The following is a 20,287-nucleotide window of genomic DNA, read 5'->3' as shown; positions in this document are numbered from 1 at the left end:
GACAATACCGGAGTTACACCATGTCTGAGCGTTATGAGGAAGGTCGTTTCTTGTCGTCTACCGGAGCACAATTGTTTTATCGTGACTTCGGGCCCGTTGAAGGGGGAGCCACGGTACCGCTTCTGTGCTTACACGGTTTCTTGCGCTCCTCTAGGGACTTCTCGGAGTTGGGCCGTACTTTTTCAGGCTTGGGAATTCGGTTGATCGCGCCAGATTTGCGTGGTCGTGGGCTGTCTGCGACGTTCACCTCGGCGGCCGACTATCACTACGACCTAATAAAGCAAGATGTCTGGGATCTTCTTGATCACCTGGGAATAGACAAGGTCGTGGTGCTCGGCATCGCATTGGGTGCGCTACTGGCTATGGACATGGCAACTGAAAACCCGGAGCGTATCAGGGGCATCGTATTGAACGACCAGGGTACGGAAATCAACCAAAGCGCCAGCAACAAGATGTCCGGCAATTTCGACACCCACGCCTATCCGTTCGACGAAGCGGTCAGCCGTATGAAGATGCACTTTGGCGACAGCTACCCAGGACTTACACACGCACGATGGGAGGATTTGACTCTGCGTGCTTACCGTGAAATCGAACCCGGCAAATTCGCACGCGACGTGGATCCGCTTTCTCTCGCCGATGTCCCGCGTCTCAAGGCCGAACGCCCGGACAACTGGCCGCAATACCGGGCTACGCGCGACGTGCCGACAGCAATACTGAGAGGAGAACTGTCCGAGTACTTTACCGCCGACTGTGCTGAGCGGATGCTGGTTGAGCATCCCAACGCCACATTGACGACCGTCAAAGGACGTGGTCATCCACCTCTAATGGATGAACCGGAGGCCCTGGCAGCTATTAAGACGTTATTGGAGCTCGCTTCATCGCGTTAACTGGTTACCGATGCTGACCGGCCAAACGGCAGCGACTTGTCAGGAACGCTACATTCGTCAGGACGACGCGGTGTTCATCGATTGCGGGGCACGTAATCGATAAATTCGATGGCGCAGCGTCTAGATTTGTATTTGGGCGATACTTCCGTCGAGCCGCGTCGTTCAGTGGTTATTTCTGCGGAGCGTTAATAAGATGAAACAAAAAGCTAAGCCGTCACGTCCCGTCAATTATGCTTTGTACACCCTCGGTGATTTATCCAGCGGCATCTATGCCGTCGCGCCAGGCATTCTTCTAATGTTTTACATGACCAATATCCTGGGCATTTCCGTGGGCATTGCTACCGCCGCTACGGTCCTGCCCAAATTGGTTGACCTCCTCGCTAGCCCGTTGGTCGGAGGCCTGTCAGATCGCACTTTTACGCGTCTGGGACGCCGACGCCCATATATCTTGTTTGCTGGCTTGGCCCTATTGCCCACGTTCTTTCTGATCTGGGCTGCCCCCGCGAGCTCGTCTCTGGTATCGGCTATTTTCGTGGCTCTAATGTTCAGTCTGTGTTCGTTTTGCTTTGCTTCCTTTCTAGTGCCTTATTGCGCTCTAAATTCCGAGATCGCCGCGACCTACCAAGAGGGCACTGCGCTGACCTCTTATAGAAGCATGTATTCGATGCTGGGTTGCCTATTGGCTGGCGCTGGGGCCCCTTTGGTTGTAGAGCAGTGCGGTGGCGGGAAAGCAGGTTATTTGGCTATGGGAGCCGTCATGGGAGCTATCATGTCCCTGAGTATTTTGACCACCTTCTTTGCGTCGAAAGAGCCTGTTCGCAAGGTCGCGACGGAGAAAATTAGCACCTCTCAACTATGGTTGGCGCTGACTCATAACCGTCCGTTTCTGATATTGTGCGCTGTCTGGCTGCTTCACATGCTTGGTGCGGGCGTAGTGACGGCTGCCCTAGCTTACTATGTGACGTATGTGTTGAATCAGGGCGTAGAGTTTCTTTCGCTGGTGTTCTTTCTTTCGTTTGGTTCGTCGGTTCTTGCCATACCGTTGTTTCTTTATTTGGGCAAGCGGATGAGCAAATATGGCGCGTTCTCTATTGCACTCTTCATGTCCACCATTGCCGGATGCGGGTATCTCTTCCTCGATGCTTCGACACCGGTGGCTATCGTATTAACTGTGGTGGTACTTGCGGGGATGAGCGAGGGCGGCAATCAGGTCTTTTCCTACTCGATGCTGACCGACTGTATTAGGCAGGGCGATATTAGGGCTGACAAGCAACCCCCGGAAGCACTTTTGAGTGGTGTATTCATCGCTATGGAGCGTCTGGGTTTAACCCTGGGCGCGCTGGTCACTGGGGGGTTACTAGCGTCCGGAGGGTTGATCGAGACCCAGGAAGGTATCACTCAACAACCGGGCTCGGCAGTGATGGCCATTACATTGGCCGCTTCGGTGATTCCTGCGGGCTTGAATGCGCTGTCGCTGATTATGTTGTCGTTTTACCGGAGATTTGACCAGCGAGTTGCAGCGAGCGCTGTGGAGAGTGAGCCTGGGGTAGAAAAATTTATCTCCGATATCGCAGGTTGTTCAGCTTCCCGGCCTTGAGTTTGATGCATGTGCGCCCACCTTATCCGGGTGGGCCACAATACTATTAAGTGCGTAGCATTTATGATCGCTAGAGTTATTCGGGATCGAACCGCATACCCAGCTTGGAAGCTTTTTTTCGTACGCCGTACCGCATAACCGAAGATACGCTTTGCACTATTAATGGTGTTATCGCGCGTGGAGGCCAATCGGATTTGTCGCGTTGGACGAACCAGGTCCGCGTATCCGTGCTTTGTAGATCCAATGCCAAGTCTGATAGTGTCTGTCCATTGCGGGCGCCTAAAGGCATTCCGTGCCCCCAGCAGCCGTTGGCGTAAGATATCCGCGGGTCAGAAAGTACGCCTACGTGAGGGATGTAATCCCTAGTAACCGAGATAGGTCCTCCCCAGCTTTGTGCATTGGGTACGCCAGCAAGTTTAGGGAAAAATGTAGCCAGCTGTTTCGGTCCGCAGTTCATAAAGCCGTTACTGAGCTCCGGTGACATTTCATTGCCGGAGGGCGCATGAGTGTAGTAACCACCTACGTATAGAAGACGCCCATCCGCAGTGGGAGCGAACGAATAAAACAGATCCGACAATACATTAACGCCACATCGCCTAGCCCATCCCAATTGCTGCCACTGACTTGCAGATAGCGGTGCCGTCACGTTTGCATATACCATGATGGGCGTTTGGTTACGTTCAAATGCAACATCTTTAAGTCCATGCAAAAGGTGCGAGTAGGCGTTGGTCGCAATCACCAGTTTATTGCAGCGTACGACGCCGCGGCCCGTACGCAAGGTGATGTGCGAGGCGTTGCGCTCAATACTTGCTACCGGGCTCTGTTCGAAAATATTCGTGCCCTGTGTCATGACGACCTGTTTTAAACCTCGAATAAATTTTAGCGGATTAAATTGCCCTCCACGCCGGTCAAATATCGCTGATCCAAAGTGTGCACTGGCAAACTCATTAGCAATATCACACTCAGGAATCGATTCAAGGAATTGGTCTTGGAAAATACTCTGGCTGAACTTCATGTAACTGTTCAGTTTTCCATTGCCCTCGGACTTGAGCCCCATTAATAAATAGCCGGTTAGACTTAGGTCGCAATCAATATTATGCTCGTGGGCCATTGTTTGGATGACATCGATACCCTCATGCACATAGGTGTGGAGCTCGCGGAGCTTATCCGCGCCATAGCGTTTCAATTGTGCCCGGAAATTATTATCTCCAGCGGCTACAATCAATTGGCCGGCGTTCCGGCCGCTGGCACCGTAGCCGATGATTTGTCCTTCCAATAATGCTACCGAGACGTGTGGATCAGTTTTACGCAGGTGATAAGCAGTGGACAGCCCCGTTACTCCGCCGCCTATTATACAAATATCGACCGTTACACTCGTGCTCAAGGCCTCATTAGGTACGTAGGGTTCGGTTGAGCTAAACCAATAAGATAGATTGTCATACATGATTCTAGCATCCTGAGTTATTCTTCAATAGTTGTTATGCTGATGCTTCCATTGTTGGTTGGAGGCGGTTGACGGAGTGGGGCATTTTTCCGTGTGGTCGTTGAGATCACATGGAAGTGCGCTCCCATTATATTTTGTAATTGTCGCGACTACTGAGCCCGTTCAATTCGTTTAGCTTCCAGAATGCATTAGGCCTGAATGGGCGGTGATGTTTCAGTAGCGATATATTATTGATTAAAAACATTGTAGTGGTGTACCTGCAATATCCCTGAGAGGGAGCATGACGTTTGCCACCAGGTTCTAGCACCTAAAGGTCCCTTTAGTCCGTCAGCTTCTATACAGTTATCCGGGCTGCGCAGGTCTATACGTGTGCACAGGCAGTTTTTGTGTGAGCGACTTCTAGTAGGTGATCCAGGTGCACCTTTAGTCATGGGCGACTAACAGCCAAAGCTTCAGATCGACATACACAAGTGTGTGTCTGGTTTTGCCAGAAGTCGAAGGTGTGTAGCTATAAGCATGGCGAATAATACTCAGCTTTATCCAGAGTGGCCGGTGCTTGATGGGCTTGCCCCCATCAAGCGTCGCTGGCCGATTGCCTCTCTCGTTGTGTCAGGTATCGTAACCAGGGTTGGCCGCGTTGAGCTTTCGTAGAAGGGCAGGCCAAACAAGTTTTCCGCCCAACCCCGATGTTTGAGTTTTGGCGGCGGCCATGGCGGTGAGTTTAATCGCTTCCGGGATCATGATTAGCGGACCGCCAGACTGTGCCGACAATTGAATCTGGCAAGCGGTTTCCAGTACATACATGTGCATGAACGCATCCGCTATGCTGGCGCCCACAGCGAGCAAACCATGATTGCGAAGTATCAGGAATTTATTGTTGCCCAGGTCGGCTTGTAGTCTTGGTTTCTCTTCATCGTGTAGCGCGACCCCTTCATATACGTGATAACCCAGTGAACCAAGGACGAAAGTTGACTGTTGTGAGATTGGGAGTAAACCGCATTCCTGTGCGCTGACGGCGATCCCCGCGCGGGTGTGGGTGTGTAAGACGCATTGAGCGTCCTCCCTCGCAGCGTGAACGGCACTATGGATCACAAAACCTGCTCGATTCACTTCAAACGGCGAGTGCCCTATCTTGTTGCCCTCCTGGTCTATGCGTATCAGTGAGGATGCGGTGATTTCCTCGAACATTAGTCCGTAGGGGTTTATCAGAAACTCGTGAGCGGTCCCTGGGAGGCGGGCGCTTATGTGGGTGAACACCAAATCTGTCCAACCATAGAGCGCCACGAGTCGGTAACAAGCCGCAAGATCGCAGCGCAGCTCCCACTCTTCGGGGCTTACGCTGTCTTTGATTGATTGAGTCTGCATTTTTAGTGTCCCCGGGATAATAGAAGCGAAGAAAACCCTGCGGAATCGTCATTACCCCGGTTAGAAAGTCGTGCCAATTCGGGGTTATCTACGTTGTTCGCTAGCAATGTAGCGCCGTAGGTTGTGCGCACGTTGCCGTAACGGCAAAGCGCCGTTCTTGCCAGTGGGGCTGAGAGGGCGTGGCCAGGTTTTCGCCGGTTTAGTGAGTTACCGTAACCTTGGAAGAAATCGCCTGCGCCCAGGTTGTTCCAGTGCGCCACCGTCCTGTTGGCGCAATCTACTTCGTATGGGATGACCCCCACCGATACGATTCTTTGCACCGTTGCTATCTCCTAGATATCTGCGCACAAAATGGATTTTAGTCAGGTTTTATCAGAATATGGTTGATTGGGCAAGCGTGACGGTATTGCACGAGCTGAGGACTTATAGGGCCAAATTCGACATTTTTCCTGTTTTTTTGCCGAATTGCGTTATCGATTCGTTTCCATAGGGATTGTTTAACGCCTTATATCTGACTAAAATCTACTTATGGGCGATGTCTATGATCGTGAAAATCGCCTAACGCTCAAATTCTCAAGTAGATGAGCGTCATTCATCACCCATAAAAATAGCCAACACAATGATCCGAGGGTGTGCCGGTGAGTCAGGACAAGCAGGGGCTGGAAAAATTTGATTACGTCATCGTCGGCGCTGGATCGGCGGGTTGTGTGTTGGCCAATCGGCTCACCCGTGACCCTGCTACGCGCGTTCTTCTTTTGGAGGCTGGCGGATGGGATAAGGATCCTATGATTGCCTTACCTGTGGGAATTCAACCGATGACGGCCAAGCAAGCATATCGTTGGAACGATATGTCGGAGCCGGACGCTGGCCTCAATGGGCGTCGAAATTACGTTCCCCATGGCAAGGTTATTGGTGGTGGATCCTCCATCAATTATATGGCGCACACCCGTTGTCACCCTTCCGATTATGATAATTGGGCTGCGGATGGGGCGACAGGTTGGAGCTACAAGGAGGTGCTACCCTTTTTCAAAGAGTGCGAAACTTGGGCAGGCGGAGGCGATGAATGGCGGGGTGAGGCCGGTGAGCTGGGTGCCATCGCCGGCAAATTGGATGACCCTGTTTATGACGCGTGGTTTGGCTCCTGCCGAGCACTTGGTTATCCGATCACGAATGATCACAACGGTGAGAAACCCGAAGGCATAGGCGTTTTGCAATACACCATCAAGAATGGTCAACGGTCCTCGGCAGCCAAAGCTTTTCTACATCCTGTACTCTCGCGTCCCAATTTAACTGTGCGAACAGACGCGATGGCGAGCCGATTATTATTCGACGGTAAGCGTGCCATCGGCGTGGAATACCTCACGCAAGGACAGCGTTGTACCGTGCACGCCGCACATACAGTGTTAAGCTTGGGTGCAATTAACACACCTCAACTGCTGATGCTTTCGGGCATTGGGCCAGCAGAACATCTCAGCTCGATGGGCATCCAACCCCTCATAGATCTCCCGGTCGGGAAAAATCTGCAAGACCATCTGGCATTCTCAGTCATGTGGGCGCGGAAAAAAACCGGTACGTTGCACCGTTCGTTGAGGCTTGATCGAGCGCTGGTCAATATTTTCCGTGCGTTGGTGTTCCGCAGTGGTCCGTCGTCCTCGTTGCCCGGGGTGATCCTTGGCTTTATCAAGTCCCGAGCCTCTTTAAAAAAGCCTGATTTGCAACTTTACATCCAAATTCCTCCGCCGGAAGCGGATGCTTGGTTTCCAGGGTGGAAGAAGCCTTATCAAGACTGCCTGCAAGTCAAGGTGCAACTAATGGCTTCCGAGAGCAGGGGGGAGATTACGCTGAGGTCGCTGGACCCGAATGATCGTCCGCGCATATTTTACAATTCGCTGTCAGCGCCAGCGGATATCCAAGTGATGCGTGAAGGTTTCAAGCGGGCCTGTGCGCTATTGAGTACGGACGAAATGAAACTGTATCGCGGACAACGGCTTTTGCCGGATCGTGCGCTCAATGATGATGCCGAGATTGATGCATTCATTCGCGAACAAGCATTTCAGCAATACCATCCCGCAGGGACCTGCCGGATGGGCAATGATGAGCGAGCAGTAGTCAATCCGGACCTAAGCGTGCGAGGGCTGGAAGGACTAAGTGTGGTGGATGCTTCGGTTATGCCGACACTGATCTCTGGTAATCCTAACGTACCGATCATGATGATTGCGGCTAAAGTGGCGGCAATGTGGACGCGCGGAAAAGAATAAAACAGGCTTTTCACTTGATGCTCTTGTTTCTTCTATAAGGGCTCCATTAGTTGACTTTCGACTGCTTGATACTACTCGTTGGATTCTTATCAGTCGGTAGTATCAAGCTCTGAAAGCGTCCCGATGTCTCGCCTCGTGTGATTAATCCGGTTTGTCGCCTGTGTGGCACCAACGACCGTTCTCACTCGTTCGCTATGTCGGCATGTGCGTGGTCAGACGCTTAAGATAAGTATGTTAATCATGCTCATTCCGTTGCGCAATTGGCTCAACCTCATAATTATGGCAGCCCGCTGTCCGCGAAGAAGTAATACGGCGATGATCGATATACAAGAGTACCCAGTGAGTTGCTATTTCGGCCAGTCGCGAGCAAAAGCAGCTTTGATCGGATATCGATCTCGCCTTAATTGCTGGGCATTGACGGTGCCTACAGGCATCCGTGGTGTCGCATTAGCTTAATGCGATTTCAATGGCGCCGTCGCAGAAGTAGGCGCCAACTAAGACTTTAGTTTTGGCTATGATCAGCACTCGATCAGATTTACCGCCAGGCCGCCACGTGACGTTTCTTTGTACTTGTCGTGCATATCAGCGCCCGTATCGCGCATGGTTCGAATTACATGATCCAAGGATATAAAGTGATCCCCATCTCCACGAATCGCCATTTGCGCGGCGTTGATCGCTTTTACCGCAGCAATCGCATTTCGCTCGATGCATGGTACTTGTACGAGCCCCCCAACAGGATCACAGGTCAGCCCGAGGTTATGCTCAAGTCCGATCTCTGCTGCATTTTCGACCTGTTCAGGCGTAGCCCCCAGTATCTCTGCAAGACCAGCCGCAGCCATCGCGCAAGCCGAACCGACCTCTCCCTGACATCCGACTGTGGACGCCGGCGCTGAATTGACCCACGAGCTGAAGCTAGACTGACCCACCTCTAAATCTGCACAAATTCCGCATAGGCAATGGTTCGAGAGGAACAGACTGGGTCAGTGATATCTCGGCAACTGGGTCAATTCGGCATCGGTGCCCACACTGTGTCCAGCACGAGGACATCCTGATGGGCGCTCGTCGATTCCTTGATACGAGCTGGGCTAGTACGCATCACAAGGCTCATCATTGAGCTCTAACTTGATTTGTCGTCACTCTCGGGTATCGGCTCTTGGCCGAATGATGTCTATTCGGCTGAGAGATTTAGGTGGGTTCTGATGCCACGAGCCATTCGTATTTCTTTTAGCTGTCCACGCAACAAGTTGTTCATAAAAATTCCCTCGAGCTATCTGGGGAGATTAGCGAAAGCTTAGCGGGGGAAAAATCAGGCACGGTGCTCCGGGTCATTCACTGAGCGTATCACTCCCTCAGCAGTCGCAATCAGTCCCCAGAAGCCCAGCAAGACAGTCGTGGTGACCGCCGAGCTACCGAATGGAACAAGCGCCAGTGCAATCACCGCCATCAAGATTGGGAAAACGACGACGGTTCGATGCAGGCTATTTTTCAAGAGCGCTTCAATCAGGAAGGTTCCCGCAAGGCCCGCCAGAGCCAGGACGAGCAACATCAGCGACAGTATGGAAACACTGACGTGCGTGACTGTTTCGTTAAGTCAAACTGCTGCTTTCTGAAAAGCTTCTGAATGACAACGGTCTGATGCATAGGGCGCAATCAGGCAGCGTTTCGGACGTGACACTTCGGGCCAGGTCGAAACATATAGCCGCCGCAGGCAATTATAGTCTTGCCACCTTACAGCGCTGCCCGTCATCTCAGGAGAGACCATGACCTTGTCCATCGATCCCGGATTAATCCATATCTATGAAACGTGGCACGCAACGGTCCGAGTTCGCGACCTCACTGCGACGGCGGCCCTGTACGGCGAGGACGCGGTATTCGAAACACCACTGGTGCTGGCGGTCTATCCCGACCATGGCAGCGGCATATTAATAGGGCGCGCCACTATACAAAGGTTCATGGAGGACAGTGTGCGTCGATTCCCCAGTGATCTCGCCGAGTGGTATCGCAGTGATAAAGCGTTCATCAACGGCAGGCAACTGACCTGGGAATACCCGCGCAAGACCCCTAAGGGCGAACAGATCGACCTCATGGAAATGATGGAAATCGATAATGGATTGATCACCTGCCACCGTGTGTACTGGGGTTGGTATGGCATACGGTTGCTATTGCCGGCTCTGGCTAAGGCGCAGGCACTCTAGGATGCAGGGGGCAGCTATGCGTCAAAATTCGAGCGGCAAGAAGGTAGCCATTATTGGTGGGGCAGTGACCGGAGTAGCCGCTTTTATCAAGCTTGTACGGTCAGGGACGGTCAGCAGCATCGAGATCATCGACCCCGACGGCATTGCCAACTCGATGGCCTTCAACACGTCCCATGACCTTTTCTTGTGCAACACCTCGGTGCAGACGATGTCGGTTCTTGACGAGGACATGAATGATTTCCTGCATTATCTCCAGGAGAAGGGGATCACTGTCGACGAAGATGCTTTTGTTCCGCGCTCCTGGGTCTCGGATTACCTCAGGGAACGGTATGCCCAGTATCGCGATCTCGCCCAGGTCAGGGGCATCGAGCACAGGGTCATTTGTTCTGCGGTGCGTCGTATCACGGTGATTGCCCAGGGTAACTATCAATTGCAGTTGGACGAAGGAGACGCTATCGAGGCGTCGGACGTGCTGATTTGCACGGGAAATGGCACTGCCTTCGTGCCGCCCCTGGTCAGTGCACACGCCGGTGCGCCAGGTGTTTTTTCCACGCCTTACCCCGCAAAACGCTTGCTTGATTACTTCCAGCGTCCCTCCCGGGTATTGGTCCTGGGCAGCCGGCTTTCGGCGATCGACAGCGCGTTGCTACTGTGCGGAGCCGGCCACCAAGTATTGATGGCCTCGCCATCCGGACGCTTGCCCGGGGTGCGAACGGGCACACCGCGGGTCTGTAAAGTGGCCTTGGATGAAGTGCGTTTTGCGCAGCTAAACCTTGAGAGTCCTCGGTTGTATTGGCATTTACTGCGCATTGTGGCGCGCTCTGCCAAAGCTATCAGTGGCCGCTCGCTACGCGAGCAGGTTGATCGTGCCACTGATCCGACGCAGCGATTGCGTGGCGAAGTGGCCTTGGCCAGCGGTGGCGCGACAGACTGGCAAAACCTTTTGGTGCATTGCATGGATATTGCCGATATGAAGTTGCGCAATGCCCCGCCGACGGTACGGGTTGCCGCCCTGCAAAATTGCTGGGAGGCGGTTGGCCGCTATCTATTTGCCGTACCGTTGCAAACGGCAACCACTTTGCTGCGATTCATTGATGAAGGTCTCCTGCAACTTGCCACGCAAGTGCCGCAGAAACTTGAGTGGCAGGGCAATTGGCAGGTTTACGACAGCCATGATGGTATTGAAGAGGTGGATGCCGTGGTATGCGCCACCGGTTTTCACAAACAGCACTTCCATGCCACCCACGATGGCCTTGAATTGCAGGTGGACCCGTTGCTGCCGTGCACGCCGCCTTATGTATCGGCGCAGCTGCAAGTCAGCCTGCCAGGATCCAGCCATCCCGAAAGAGTCTGGATGCTGGGTGTGGCCTCCTATCTCGCGGCACCCATGGTCAACTCGGTTTACCAATCAGTGCGCCAAGCCAGCGAGACAGCGCAGATGATTAGTGACTTGCAAGACAGTACAAGGCCAATGGATCAGTGCGCACTGGGGGCAACAGTATGAAGGTGTATGGCGACAGAGGTTCGAGCAATACCCGTCGCGTGCTGGCGACGGCCGCTTACCTGGGCCTGGAAGTGGAGTTCGTCTTCCTCGATCTGTTCAGCGGACAGAACCGCACGCCGCAGTATCTGGCGCTCAATCCGAACGGCACGATCCCGACATTCGTCGACGGCGATGTGGTGTTGTTCGAGGCCTCTGCGATCATGATTTACTTGGCAGAGAAGGTGGGGGCGCCCTTGTTGCCTGCGGGCAACGCGAAGTACGAAACCCTAAAGTGGATGTTCTGGGCTGCCGAGCATTTCCGCCGTGGGCCAACGGTATTGATTGAGCAACGTTTCATGGAACGTCTCAAAGGGCATGTCGAGGATGAGTCGCTGGTTGGGGAAGCATTGCGTGCAATCAATCGCTATACCTCTGTTTTGAATGAGCATCTGCGCACTCGGCAATTCGTGGTGGGTGATTCACTTACGCTGGCGGATTTCGATCTGGCCGCACCGTTGAGCCATATCCCCCGCACCCAGGCTCCCTTTCTTGAGTACCCCAACGTTGCTGCGTGGTATGAGCGAGTGAACAACATTGCGGCGTGGCAGGCGACGGGGCTGGATCAAGAGCGCCGCATCCACGAAATCGAAAGGTTTTTTTCGCCTGCGCAGTAGTTTGCATAGCCGGTTTTCAGGCGGAAACAAGCGGACGCGCCAGCGTTTCAAGATCATGCAAGTGTTGAAATCCCAAATGGTGCTTGAGCGCTCTCCAGCCATCACCGGTAATGGTCACGGCGCGAGTGCCTGTGGATCGGCGCATCCAGCCCAGGTTGCAGAAGGTATCCAGCAGGTGTGCACCCAGCGGTCCGGCTATGTGGTGCTGCCTTTCGGTCCAGTCCAGGCATCGGCGAGCCTGGCTATGAGCTTCGAAACACAGCTCGCCGTGGTCCAGATTGAGGGATTGCATCCATTCAATGCCGCGAGGGGTAGGCGCATATTCACGCTCATTGCATTCGACGATGAACTCGCGCTCCAGCATGCCTTGAGCCACCGCGACGCCAACTTGACCGGCCAGATGATCGTAGCAGCAACGGGCAAAACGCAATTCATGGGCGGCGCGATTGGGCAGGCTGCTCCAGGAACTGGTTTGTGGGGAGACGGCTGCAAGGCTTTCCAATACGTGGGAAACGTCGGGGCCTGCCAATTGATAAAAACGGTTGCGCCCCTTTATCTCAACAGTCAGCAGTCCGCCATCGAGCAGTTTTGCCAAGTGCGAACTGGCGGTTTGTGGTGTGACACCGGCGGCGTCCGCCAGTGCGCTGGCTGACAACGAGCCACCATCGGACAGGGTGATCAGGATGACCGCCCGCACGGGTTCGGCGATTAAGTAGGCGATGGAAGAAATCTTGGGCTGGGTCATTCCTTTGAACTCCCTGGGTGTGTCGGATCACCTCGGTTTTCAGCATGACATAATTAGACACACTTCGACACGCCCCGAAACATTTTTTGCAAAAAGCTGCTTATAGTCAATCCGCCGTCAGTGAAAGGAAATGCGTAGTCATGGAAATCAAGAGTCGCTACCAACGACAGGTTCTGATCGCTACAAGCCTCAGTTACGTCGTTGTCATTCTCGATACGTCAATCGTCAACGTGGCACTGGAATCCATTTCTAAGACATTTGATTCAGATATCACCGGGCTGCAGTGGGTGATCAACGCTTATACCTTGACGTTCGCCAGTTTACTGCTGACGGGCGGTTTATTGGGCGACCGTTGCGGGGCAAGAAAGATCTACGGCCTTGGTCTGGTCTTGTTTGCAGTTGCTTCTGCATTATGTGGTCTGGCAACTGACCTGCTTCAATTGGTCGCTGCCCGAGTGCTGCAGGGGGTGGGTGCGTCCATGTTGGTGCCGTGCTCACTGATGCTGATCAACAATGCCTACCCGAAGACCCATCAACGGGCGAGTGCCATCGGTGTCTGGGCAGGTTGTGGTGGGATTGCCATGGCGGCCGGGCCTCTTGTAGGCGGCGTGCTGATCGAGCTGTTTGGCTGGCGCAGTATTTTTTTGATCAATGTGCCCATCGCTTTGGTCGGCGTATGGCTGACGTCACGTATTCCTCCTTCGCCTCCATTGGCACCCAATCGCCATCTGGACTTCACCGGCCAGGTCGCCGCCATCGTCGCCCTGGCCACTTCGGTGGCAGTGCTGATCGAAGGGGCAAAGCTTGGGTGGAATTCTGAATGGGTGTATGCGGGCATAATCCTGGCCTGTGCAGCCTGGTGCGTATTCCTGGTGACCGAAAGCCGGCATAAGGATCCGATGCTGCCGTTGCACTATTTCCGCAACCCGGTGTTCACAGGTGCAACCTTTCTGTCGTTGATTTCCGCGCTGGTGTTCTACGGCCTGTTCTTTCTGTTGAGCCTGTATTTCCAGACGAATCGCGGATGGTCGCCCCTGGATACCGGATTGGCGTTCCTGCCCTTGACGGCGATGGTCACTCTCGGCAGTTTCACCTGCGGCCGGTTGACCCGTGCCTATGGGCCCCGAGCTGTGCTATGCACCGGGTTTGGGTTATACGCCTTGGGATTCATCGGACTGTTCGCCCTTGCCAATGACGCGCTGTACTGGCGGATCGCACTGTGTTACCCAGCCGTGGGGTTTGGCGCCGGGATCATCACCCCGGCCGCCACTTCGGCACTTATGAGCGTGGTTGACCGTGCCAAGGCAGGGGTGGCGGCCGGCACGCTCAATGCCAGCCGACAGAGTGGTTCCGCGTTCGGCGTCGCGATATTCGGCGCGTTGCTGACCTCGATCCAACCGCTCAACGAGGCCATTTATATCGCAGTCAGCGTTGCGATTGGCCTGTCGTTGCTGGCCATGGCGGTGTCCGCATTGGTACTGAAAACACCGGCGCCCCAAACCGTGGGAAGTTGATTTACCTTCACCTGTAAACAGAAGTCGCTCAGCACGCGTCTGCGAAGGTCGTGAGGCGTTGCTGCACCTGAAAAACATCATCACTAGGGATAATGATCATGATCTTGCACTCTGCGGCTGAAGTAATAGATCTGGCGGGTATCGGTATTGGGCCAGCCAATTTGAGCCTGGCTGCGCTGGCTCAACCGTATCCGAAAAAAATAACGGCTAAGTTCTTTGAGCGCAGCGGCGAATTTCAGTGGCACTCCGGGATGATGGTGCCTGAGGCGATGTTGCAAGTTCACTACCTCAAAGACCTGGTCAGTCTTGTGGACCCGTCCAATCCATTTTCATTTCTTGCCTATCTCGCCAAGAAAAAGCAGCTGCTGAGTTTTATCAACGCCAATTTTGATCAAGTGCTCAGGCGCGAATTCAACCAGTATTACCGTTGGGCCAGCAGCCAATTGCCAAGTCTGCAATTCAATAGCGACGTGCGCTCAGTTGAATTTGAAAATGGTCTGTTTATGCTCAAGGGCGACCATTGGGTCCAGCCGGCACGCAACCTGGTGCTGGGCACCGGACAGCAGCCGTTGGTACCGGAATGCGCGAAACCTTTTGTCGGGGACACGCTTTTTCATTCGTCGCAATATATGACCCGTAGTCCCTCCCTCCAGGACAAGCGCGTGGTGATAATCGGTGGCGGCCAGACCGGGGCGGAGATCATCCAGCACCTGCTGTCCGATACCAGCGCGCTGCCAGCCAGTGTGACCTGGGTCTCGCGGCGCTGGAATTTTTCCCCGTTGGATGAGTCGCCTTTCACCAACGAGCTGTACACCCCGCAGTACAGCGATCACTTCTTCGAGTTGCCCCAGCACGTACGCCAGCCACTGCTGGCCGAACAGAAGCTGGCCAGTGACGGCATTTCGCAATCGCTATTGCAGTCTATTTATCGGCGTATGTACGAACTTCAAAACGTGTTGCAGCACCCCTGCAAGATCCGTCTATTGCCGGGCCGCGAGCTGACGGCTATTCACCAGCGCCACAATCATTGGAGCCTGGCGATGATCCATGGGCACAGTCAGGTGCGCGAAGAACTGAGCGCTGACACTGCAGTGCTGTGTACGGGCTACGCCTATCAGGTGCCTGAATGCCTGGCCGCGCTTGAGTCACGAATTACCAGGCGTGAGGGCGAATACGTGGTCAAGGATGACTATTCCATCGCGTGGGATGGCCCCGAGGGTTCGGCCATTTATGTGCAAAACGCCGCCCGCAGTCAAAGGGGCATTGCCGACCCGAACCTGGGGTTAATCCCTTGGCGTTGCGCGAAAATCATCAACAGCATTTGCGGGCAAGCCCTCTATGACCTTGTCGAACCTGAGGCTTTTGTTCAATGGGGAGCAAGTGAGGTCTTTGATGAGGTCACGGATGCCCGCCTTGACCGCCTGAGTGCGGTGGCCAACTAGATCCAGGAGCTTATCAATGGACCCGATAACGCTAACCTCCAAGGGCAATGCCCCGGTGATTCGCGAAACCGAAGAACAGGTCACACAGCAAGGCGTACGTCTGTTCATGCACAACTACGCTGGCAAACTGGCCAACGCGCCCGTGCTGTCGTCACGTTTCACCCTTGATGCTGGTTGCGGGACCGAGGAAGACCAGCACGCCGTCAGTGAGATCTGGTTCATTTCTCAAGGTGATCTGGATGTCTTCTATGACGGCATCTGGCACAGGGTGAAAAACGGCGAGAGCCTTTATTTTTCCCCCTTTAAGCCGCACTTTGCACGCAATAACGGCGCGGGCCAAGTTCAGGTATTTTCAGTGTGGTGGGCATGAGCATGACGCAAGATTTCGATCTAGTGATCATCGGTGGCGGCATTATTGGTGCTTGGACCCTGCATCATGCAGTGCAGCGCTACCCCGACTGGAAAATCCTGTTGATTGACCGCTACCGGATCGGCGACGGTGCGACGTCTCACTCGGCGGGCGTGCTGCTTGCGACCGGAAGATCGGAGCGCGAACGTCGGCTAGCCGGGCAGAGTGCAAGGCTTTACCGGGCGTTTCGTGACCGGTTTTCAATCCGTACCACGCAAGCGCCGGTGTTTTGGCTCGCCGATGGCGAGTTTGCGGCCGATATCCAGCGTGCGGTAGTCGATTTCGACGTCAAGTTTGCCGATGTATCGGCGCTTGCGTTGGGCGAACGCCTGGGGTCAAGGCTCAATGTCGACGCCGCGCAAAGCCTTTTGAGTGGCGGTTCAGCCGAAAGCTACGAGCCGCCTTTGATCGCGCGGATGTTGATTAGTCACAGCCTTGCATCGGCTAATGTCAGCTGTATCGAAGGGCTGGGCGTCAGCCATATCGATAACGTCGACAGCGGGACGACGCGGCTCACCTTGTCAGACGATTCCATCATCTATGCCCAGCGAACCCTTGTAGCAATGGGCCCTTGGATCAACGAGTCCCCCTTTGGGTCGATTGCCGCCCAACACGGGCTTCGGGTCAAGAAGGTGGTGGCCTTGCATATAGACGGTGCTCCACCTCGTGATGCAGCGGCATTGTTTCTCCCACAGTCCGATTCCTACCTGATGCCGCTTGCGGCGCGTAATCAATGGTTGTTCAGCTTTCGCTGCGATGAGTGGGACGTTGCGCCGCGCAAACATCAACTGGAGATCAACGACCACGATGTTCAGGTGGCTAAAACCGTCCTGGCGAGGTATCTGCCCGACCTCGTTGGTCGGTGTCGGGGAGGGCGGGTGTTCTGCGACAGCTACAGCCCTGGCGGCGAATCCCTGGTGACTCTGGACTGCGCGACCAATGTGGTCGTTGCCGGTGCCGGCAGCGGAGCGGGATTTCGCTTGGCCCCCGGGATTGCCAGCGAGGCCCTTGAGTTGATCGTCGCCCATCGTCCCGACCGTGTCACTGCGCGTGGCCAAACACATCTGCCTGTTTCTATGGACTGAAAAGATGATGCCTATCACTGCAAAAAAATTCTTCCTGATGCCGATTCCGCCGACCCCAAATGGTCGGCTTCACTTGGGACACATTGCCGGGCCTTATCTGCGCTTGGATATGCTGGGTCGCTACCTGCGGACCCAGGGCCACAATGTCGACGTAGTATCGGCGGTCGACGGCTTTGACTCCTATGTGCTCTGGAAGGGCTTGCAAGAGCAGCGCGCGCCAGAAGAGGTTGTTCGCGACTATCACCGGCAGATTGCAAACGATCTGCGGGCAATGGATGTGCAGGTCGACGACTTTCTGGATCTGGTACAAGGCCCTTATGCCCAACGTCACGCCCGCAATGCTCAGCGCACTGTGGAGCGTCTGGTGGCGTCGGGTGTCACTGAAACGGTGACTGAACGGGTACTGTATTGCCCTGAAACCAGCCGCTATTTGGCCGGCGCTTGGTTGCTGGGGCGGTGCCCATACTGCCAGACAGATGCCGGTGGTTACTTCTGCGAAGCCTGTGGTGCGCTGTTCCGTCCGGAAGCCATGCTCAATCCTCAGCCGCGTATGGGCGACAGCCCCCTGAAATGGGTCGAGGTAGAGAGTCTATTTCTGAAGGTAGCGAATCCGGACAGCCTGCTGCGGCGTATGCATGCATCGGGCGCGCCGCCGTCGATTATCGAGGTGATTTCACGGTTTCTGGAACGGGAAAACAATTTGATCCGCCTGACCGCACCGGGTGACTGGGGCGTCGCCTGGAGCCCGGATCGCTTTGCCAACCCCAGGGTTTTGTTTGAGTCTGGCTGGGAATATGCGTTGACCTGCGCCGATCGTTCCCTGGAGAAAGATCCTGATCACGGCCAGGCTATGCTGTGCAACAGCGATGTCACGACATTGGTCAGTTTCGGTATCGACAATGCGGTGTTATTGCTGGCCGGTAGTGTCGCAGTCATGGACGCTCTGCAGGATCACCAGTCGTTTGATTACGTTCTTACTAACTATTTCTACAAGTTGCAGGGCACTAAGTTTTCCACCAGCCGCCTGCATGTGATCTGGGCCGCTGACATTGTGGAAAAGACCCCAGCCAGCAGTGACGGCGTGCGGTATTTCCTGTGTCGCGAAAGCCCTGAAAAGGGCGAAACAAACTTCGCTGTAGAAGAGTTTGTCGAGGTGGTCAACGTGGACTTGGCAGGGGCGCTCGACGGCCGAATCGACATGGCGTTAGCCAGCATCGGTGCCGGGCAAATGCTGACGGTCCCATCGGCGTTGCGGCCGGCTCTTGAGACGGCTGTCGCCCAGTTGGATCAAGCATTCCAACTGGATGCGGTTTCGGTGCGCAATGCCTGGGAAGTGCTGCACCAGTGGATGCAGCGACCGGACCTGGATGTCATGCAGCAGGAGCAAGCCTATACCTGGCTCAAAGGTTTGGCTTACCTGGGGGCGCCGATCATGCCGCGACTGTCCGAGTATCTGTGGCAATGTTTGGGCCATGATGGATTACCGGCCCTGCAGTCGTTGTTCGCCACATCGCAGCCTCGAGAGTCCACCCTGTCACGTAGCCATTTCCTGCCGCTGTCCCCTGCATTGTTGCAGCCTTGCTTGCCACATAGCTTGGTTCTTGAGCGCACGACCAACGATGCATGAATATGCCGATGTAATCGTGATAGGCGCCGGGACGACCGGCTGCAGCATTGCCTGGCATCTGGTACAGGCTGGACTTTCAGTTCGCCTTCTGGACAAAGGTGCAATTGCCTCGGGGTCTTCAGGCGCTTCGCCGGGGATCGTGCGCCAGTACTATGCCGACCCGGCACTGAGCCAGTTGGCAGGCCAGGGCGTACGGGATTACCGTGATTGGTCGCAACACTATCCGGGGGAGTGCGGCTATCGACCAACAGGGTTCTTGACCGCGATTTCCAGGCAAGAGCAACAGACGACCGAGGCTAATGTTGCGCTATTGCAAGCGCATGGGGCTGCGGTGCGATGGCTATCACCGGCCGAGGCGCAAGTGCTGGTTCCTGACCTGCGGACGGATGGCCTGGTAGGAGTGGTGCATGAGCCTGATGCTGGATATTGTGACCCGATTCGGACCGCCCAAAGTTTCGCGACAGGCGCGCGCAGCGGCGGCGCGGTAATCGAAGAGGGCCGGGCAGTAAGACGGATTATCTGCCGGGCGGGGCGAGTGGCCGGGGTACAAACGGACAGCGGGTTTATCGCCAGCAGTTATGTTGTCAATGCCGCCGGACCTTGGGCGGCCGTGCTGGCGACGGATTGCAGGGTGCCGCTGCCAATCAGCGCCACGCGACAATGTGTGGGCATTGTCACCGTGGCGTCCCCAGATCAAGATCAGCTTATGCCGGGATACGGTGATCGCAGCGCGGGGTTCTACCTACGTCCGGACAGTCCGGGAACCTACTTCATCGGCTCGTTGCTGGCATCCGATAGTTATGCAATCGACCCGGACGCTTTTGATCGCAGCATGAGTAACGCCACTGTGTGTAGTTATCGAGATAGGGCCGTAACACGATTGGGGAGACTGGAAGGCGCGCAACCCTTAGGGCGTCGAGTGTCGTTTTTTGACAGCACACCCGATGGTAACCCGATTGTCGGTGCCGACCCGCGAATGCCTGGATTGATCGTGGCGGCCGGGCTCAGCGGGCATGGTTTCAAATTTGCCCCGCTGTTTGGGCAGGGCATTGCGCATTGGGTGATGAAAGGACAGGTGCCCCAGTCATTGGCGCTTTTCGCGATGGAGCGATTCCTGCGGTAGCGCTGACTGACACTAGAGTGGAGAGCGACCTTTTGATGAGCTTGCGGATACGCAATCTTTCAAGTTGTTGGGGTCCCCAAAAAACATTACCTCGAATCAGGTGGTCCCTTGAATGCATGCAGAAAGAATTGGGCCATGACTTTATCTACTGATCTGGATTGGCTGGGGCATCCGCATTTCCGTCGGACGTTGACCGTTCTGAATAGACAAAAGCTAAACTCTCTGGCTGATTTGACGAATATCCGGTTTTGGCTATGGATTAAACCGGTCAATACAACAAATCTGATAAATCGTTTAGCGGGCGTTTTCTAGTTTAGTATTTTTCGAGGGCGGCTATTTGTAAGCGTTCGGTGAAGTCACCTTGATTCGGGCTGTGCGCTCGAAAATCTCGACAGCTCGTTGTTTCAGAGTGCCTGATAATTCGTATGGGCGAGTATTT

At 54.7% G+C, this 20,287-nt stretch carries 15 protein-coding genes and 2 pseudogenes; 12 read left to right on the top strand and 5 right to left on the bottom strand.

The window, feature by feature from the left end; all coding sequences use genetic code 11:
- Positions 1-20: 20 nt before the first annotated feature.
- Together JWR98_RS05420 and JWR98_RS05415 are read left to right on the top strand one after the other, a co-directional pair.
- Entirely contained in the window at positions 21-887 is an 867-nt protein-coding gene (locus tag JWR98_RS05420) for an alpha/beta fold hydrolase (RefSeq protein ID WP_205489469.1), read from the top strand.
- 193 nt (positions 888-1,080) lie between these two features.
- Complete coding sequence (locus JWR98_RS05415; RefSeq protein ID WP_205489468.1) at positions 1,081-2,484, top strand: MFS transporter; 1,404 nt, start codon at positions 1,081-1,083, stop codon at positions 2,482-2,484.
- Positions 2,485-2,560: 76 nt separating this feature from the next.
- Here the strand turns inward: JWR98_RS05415 and JWR98_RS05410 are convergent, their stop codons facing one another.
- Both JWR98_RS05410 and JWR98_RS05405 read right to left on the bottom strand, forming a co-directional pair.
- Positions 2,561-3,928: an NAD(P)/FAD-dependent oxidoreductase gene (locus JWR98_RS05410; RefSeq protein WP_205489467.1), complete on the bottom strand. Its 1,368-nt coding sequence runs from the start codon at positions 3,926-3,928 to the stop codon at positions 2,561-2,563.
- A 609-nt stretch (positions 3,929-4,537) separates the two neighbouring features.
- Positions 4,538-5,293: a class II aldolase/adducin family protein gene (locus tag JWR98_RS05405; protein WP_205489466.1), complete on the bottom strand. Its 756-nt coding sequence runs from the start codon at positions 5,291-5,293 to the stop codon at positions 4,538-4,540.
- A 638-nt stretch (positions 5,294-5,931) separates the two neighbouring features.
- Between JWR98_RS05405 and JWR98_RS05400 the strand changes: the two genes are divergently transcribed.
- On the top strand, positions 5,932-7,551 hold the full coding sequence (locus JWR98_RS05400) for a GMC family oxidoreductase (RefSeq protein ID WP_205489465.1): 1,620 nt from the start codon (positions 5,932-5,934) through the stop codon (positions 7,549-7,551).
- A 518-nt stretch (positions 7,552-8,069) separates the two neighbouring features.
- Here the strand turns inward: JWR98_RS05400 and JWR98_RS05395 are convergent.
- Both JWR98_RS05395 and JWR98_RS05390 read right to left on the bottom strand, forming a co-directional pair.
- Positions 8,070-8,429: pseudogene (locus JWR98_RS05395) on the bottom strand (L-serine ammonia-lyase, iron-sulfur-dependent, subunit alpha); the annotation flags it as partial.
- A 464-nt stretch (positions 8,430-8,893) separates the two neighbouring features.
- Positions 8,894-9,136 (bottom strand): annotated as a pseudogene (locus JWR98_RS05390) (MFS transporter); the annotation flags it as partial.
- 175 nt (positions 9,137-9,311) lie between these two features.
- Between JWR98_RS05390 and JWR98_RS05385 the strand changes: the two are divergent.
- From JWR98_RS05385 to JWR98_RS05375, 3 genes are read left to right on the top strand one after another with little or no spacing between them, the layout of a single operon-like run.
- On the top strand, positions 9,312-9,746 hold the full coding sequence (locus tag JWR98_RS05385; protein WP_205489464.1) for a nuclear transport factor 2 family protein: 435 nt from the start codon (positions 9,312-9,314) through the stop codon (positions 9,744-9,746).
- A gap of 16 nt (positions 9,747-9,762) precedes the next feature.
- The gene (locus JWR98_RS05380; RefSeq protein ID WP_205489463.1) at positions 9,763-11,250 is read left to right on the top strand and encodes an FAD/NAD(P)-binding protein; all 1,488 of its coding nucleotides are present in this window, start codon (positions 9,763-9,765) and stop codon (positions 11,248-11,250) included.
- Positions 11,247-11,903, top strand: coding sequence for a glutathione S-transferase family protein (locus JWR98_RS05375; RefSeq protein ID WP_205489462.1), 657 nt, complete (start codon positions 11,247-11,249; stop codon positions 11,901-11,903). The genes JWR98_RS05380 and JWR98_RS05375 overlap by 4 nt, the downstream gene beginning before the upstream one ends.
- A gap of 16 nt (positions 11,904-11,919) precedes the next feature.
- Here JWR98_RS05375 and JWR98_RS05370 read toward each other — a convergent pair whose 3' ends face one another.
- Complete coding sequence (locus JWR98_RS05370) at positions 11,920-12,648, bottom strand: ArsR/SmtB family transcription factor (RefSeq protein WP_205489461.1); 729 nt, start codon at positions 12,646-12,648, stop codon at positions 11,920-11,922.
- 140 nt (positions 12,649-12,788) lie between these two features.
- On the opposite strand from JWR98_RS05370, the gene JWR98_RS05365 reads away from it, so the two are divergent.
- The 6 genes from JWR98_RS05365 (at position 12,789) to JWR98_RS05340 (ending at position 19,848) form a co-directional block, all read left to right on the top strand.
- On the top strand, positions 12,789-14,162 hold the full coding sequence (locus tag JWR98_RS05365) for an MFS transporter (protein WP_205489460.1): 1,374 nt from the start codon (positions 12,789-12,791) through the stop codon (positions 14,160-14,162).
- 92 nt (positions 14,163-14,254) lie between these two features.
- Positions 14,255-15,604: a lysine N(6)-hydroxylase/L-ornithine N(5)-oxygenase family protein gene (locus JWR98_RS05360; protein ID WP_225908582.1), complete on the top strand. Its 1,350-nt coding sequence runs from the start codon at positions 14,255-14,257 to the stop codon at positions 15,602-15,604.
- Positions 15,605-15,620: 16 nt separating this feature from the next.
- Positions 15,621-15,974: a cupin domain-containing protein gene (locus tag JWR98_RS05355; RefSeq protein WP_205489459.1), complete on the top strand. Its 354-nt coding sequence runs from the start codon at positions 15,621-15,623 to the stop codon at positions 15,972-15,974.
- Positions 15,971-17,098, top strand: a complete 1,128-nt coding sequence (locus tag JWR98_RS05350) for an NAD(P)/FAD-dependent oxidoreductase (protein ID WP_225908581.1) — start codon at positions 15,971-15,973, stop codon at positions 17,096-17,098. Before JWR98_RS05355 ends, JWR98_RS05350 begins: the two co-directional genes overlap by 4 nt.
- Complete coding sequence (locus JWR98_RS05345) at positions 17,064-18,725, top strand: methionine--tRNA ligase (protein ID WP_341869720.1); 1,662 nt, start codon at positions 17,064-17,066, stop codon at positions 18,723-18,725. The genes JWR98_RS05350 and JWR98_RS05345 overlap by 35 nt, the downstream gene beginning before the upstream one ends.
- Positions 18,718-19,848 carry an NAD(P)/FAD-dependent oxidoreductase gene (locus JWR98_RS05340; protein WP_205489457.1) on the top strand — a complete coding sequence of 377 codons (1,131 nt, stop codon included), beginning with the start codon at positions 18,718-18,720 and terminating at the stop codon, positions 19,846-19,848. Before JWR98_RS05345 ends, JWR98_RS05340 begins: the two co-directional genes overlap by 8 nt.
- Positions 19,849-20,287 lie beyond the last annotated feature (439 nt).

Origin of the sequence: Pseudomonas lactucae (assembly GCF_016937615.1) — a bacterium.
Lineage (GTDB): Bacteria > Pseudomonadota > Gammaproteobacteria > Pseudomonadales > Pseudomonadaceae > Aquipseudomonas > Aquipseudomonas lactucae.
Note: the sequence above shows the minus strand (reverse complement) of the source record. Positions and strands in the feature narration are given on the sequence as shown.

Excerpts from the sequence above, each read along its gene's own strand:
- JWR98_RS05420 (WP_205489469.1), top strand. The coding sequence starts at position 21 with ATGTCTGAGCGTTATGAGGAAGGTCGTTTCTTGTCGTCTACCGGAGCA.
- JWR98_RS05415 (WP_205489468.1), top strand. The coding sequence starts at position 1,081 with ATGAAACAAAAAGCTAAGCCGTCACGTCCCGTCAATTATGCTTTGTAC.
- JWR98_RS05410 (WP_205489467.1), bottom strand. The coding sequence starts at position 3,928 with ATGTATGACAATCTATCTTATTGGTTTAGCTCAACCGAACCCTACGTA.
- JWR98_RS05365 (WP_205489460.1), top strand. The coding sequence starts at position 12,789 with ATGGAAATCAAGAGTCGCTACCAACGACAGGTTCTGATCGCTACAAGC.
- JWR98_RS05360 (WP_225908582.1), top strand. The coding sequence starts at position 14,255 with ATGATCATGATCTTGCACTCTGCGGCTGAAGTAATAGATCTGGCGGGT.
- JWR98_RS05370 (WP_205489461.1), bottom strand. The coding sequence starts at position 12,648 with ATGACCCAGCCCAAGATTTCTTCCATCGCCTACTTAATCGCCGAACCC.
- JWR98_RS05385 (WP_205489464.1), top strand. The coding sequence starts at position 9,312 with ATGACCTTGTCCATCGATCCCGGATTAATCCATATCTATGAAACGTGG.
- JWR98_RS05355 (WP_205489459.1), top strand. The coding sequence starts at position 15,621 with ATGGACCCGATAACGCTAACCTCCAAGGGCAATGCCCCGGTGATTCGC.
- JWR98_RS05350 (WP_225908581.1), top strand. The coding sequence starts at position 15,971 with ATGAGCATGACGCAAGATTTCGATCTAGTGATCATCGGTGGCGGCATT.
- JWR98_RS05375 (WP_205489462.1), top strand. The coding sequence starts at position 11,247 with ATGAAGGTGTATGGCGACAGAGGTTCGAGCAATACCCGTCGCGTGCTG.
- JWR98_RS05340 (WP_205489457.1), top strand. The coding sequence starts at position 18,718 with ATGCATGAATATGCCGATGTAATCGTGATAGGCGCCGGGACGACCGGC.
- JWR98_RS05405 (WP_205489466.1), bottom strand. The coding sequence starts at position 5,293 with ATGCAGACTCAATCAATCAAAGACAGCGTAAGCCCCGAAGAGTGGGAG.
- JWR98_RS05380 (WP_205489463.1), top strand. The coding sequence starts at position 9,763 with ATGCGTCAAAATTCGAGCGGCAAGAAGGTAGCCATTATTGGTGGGGCA.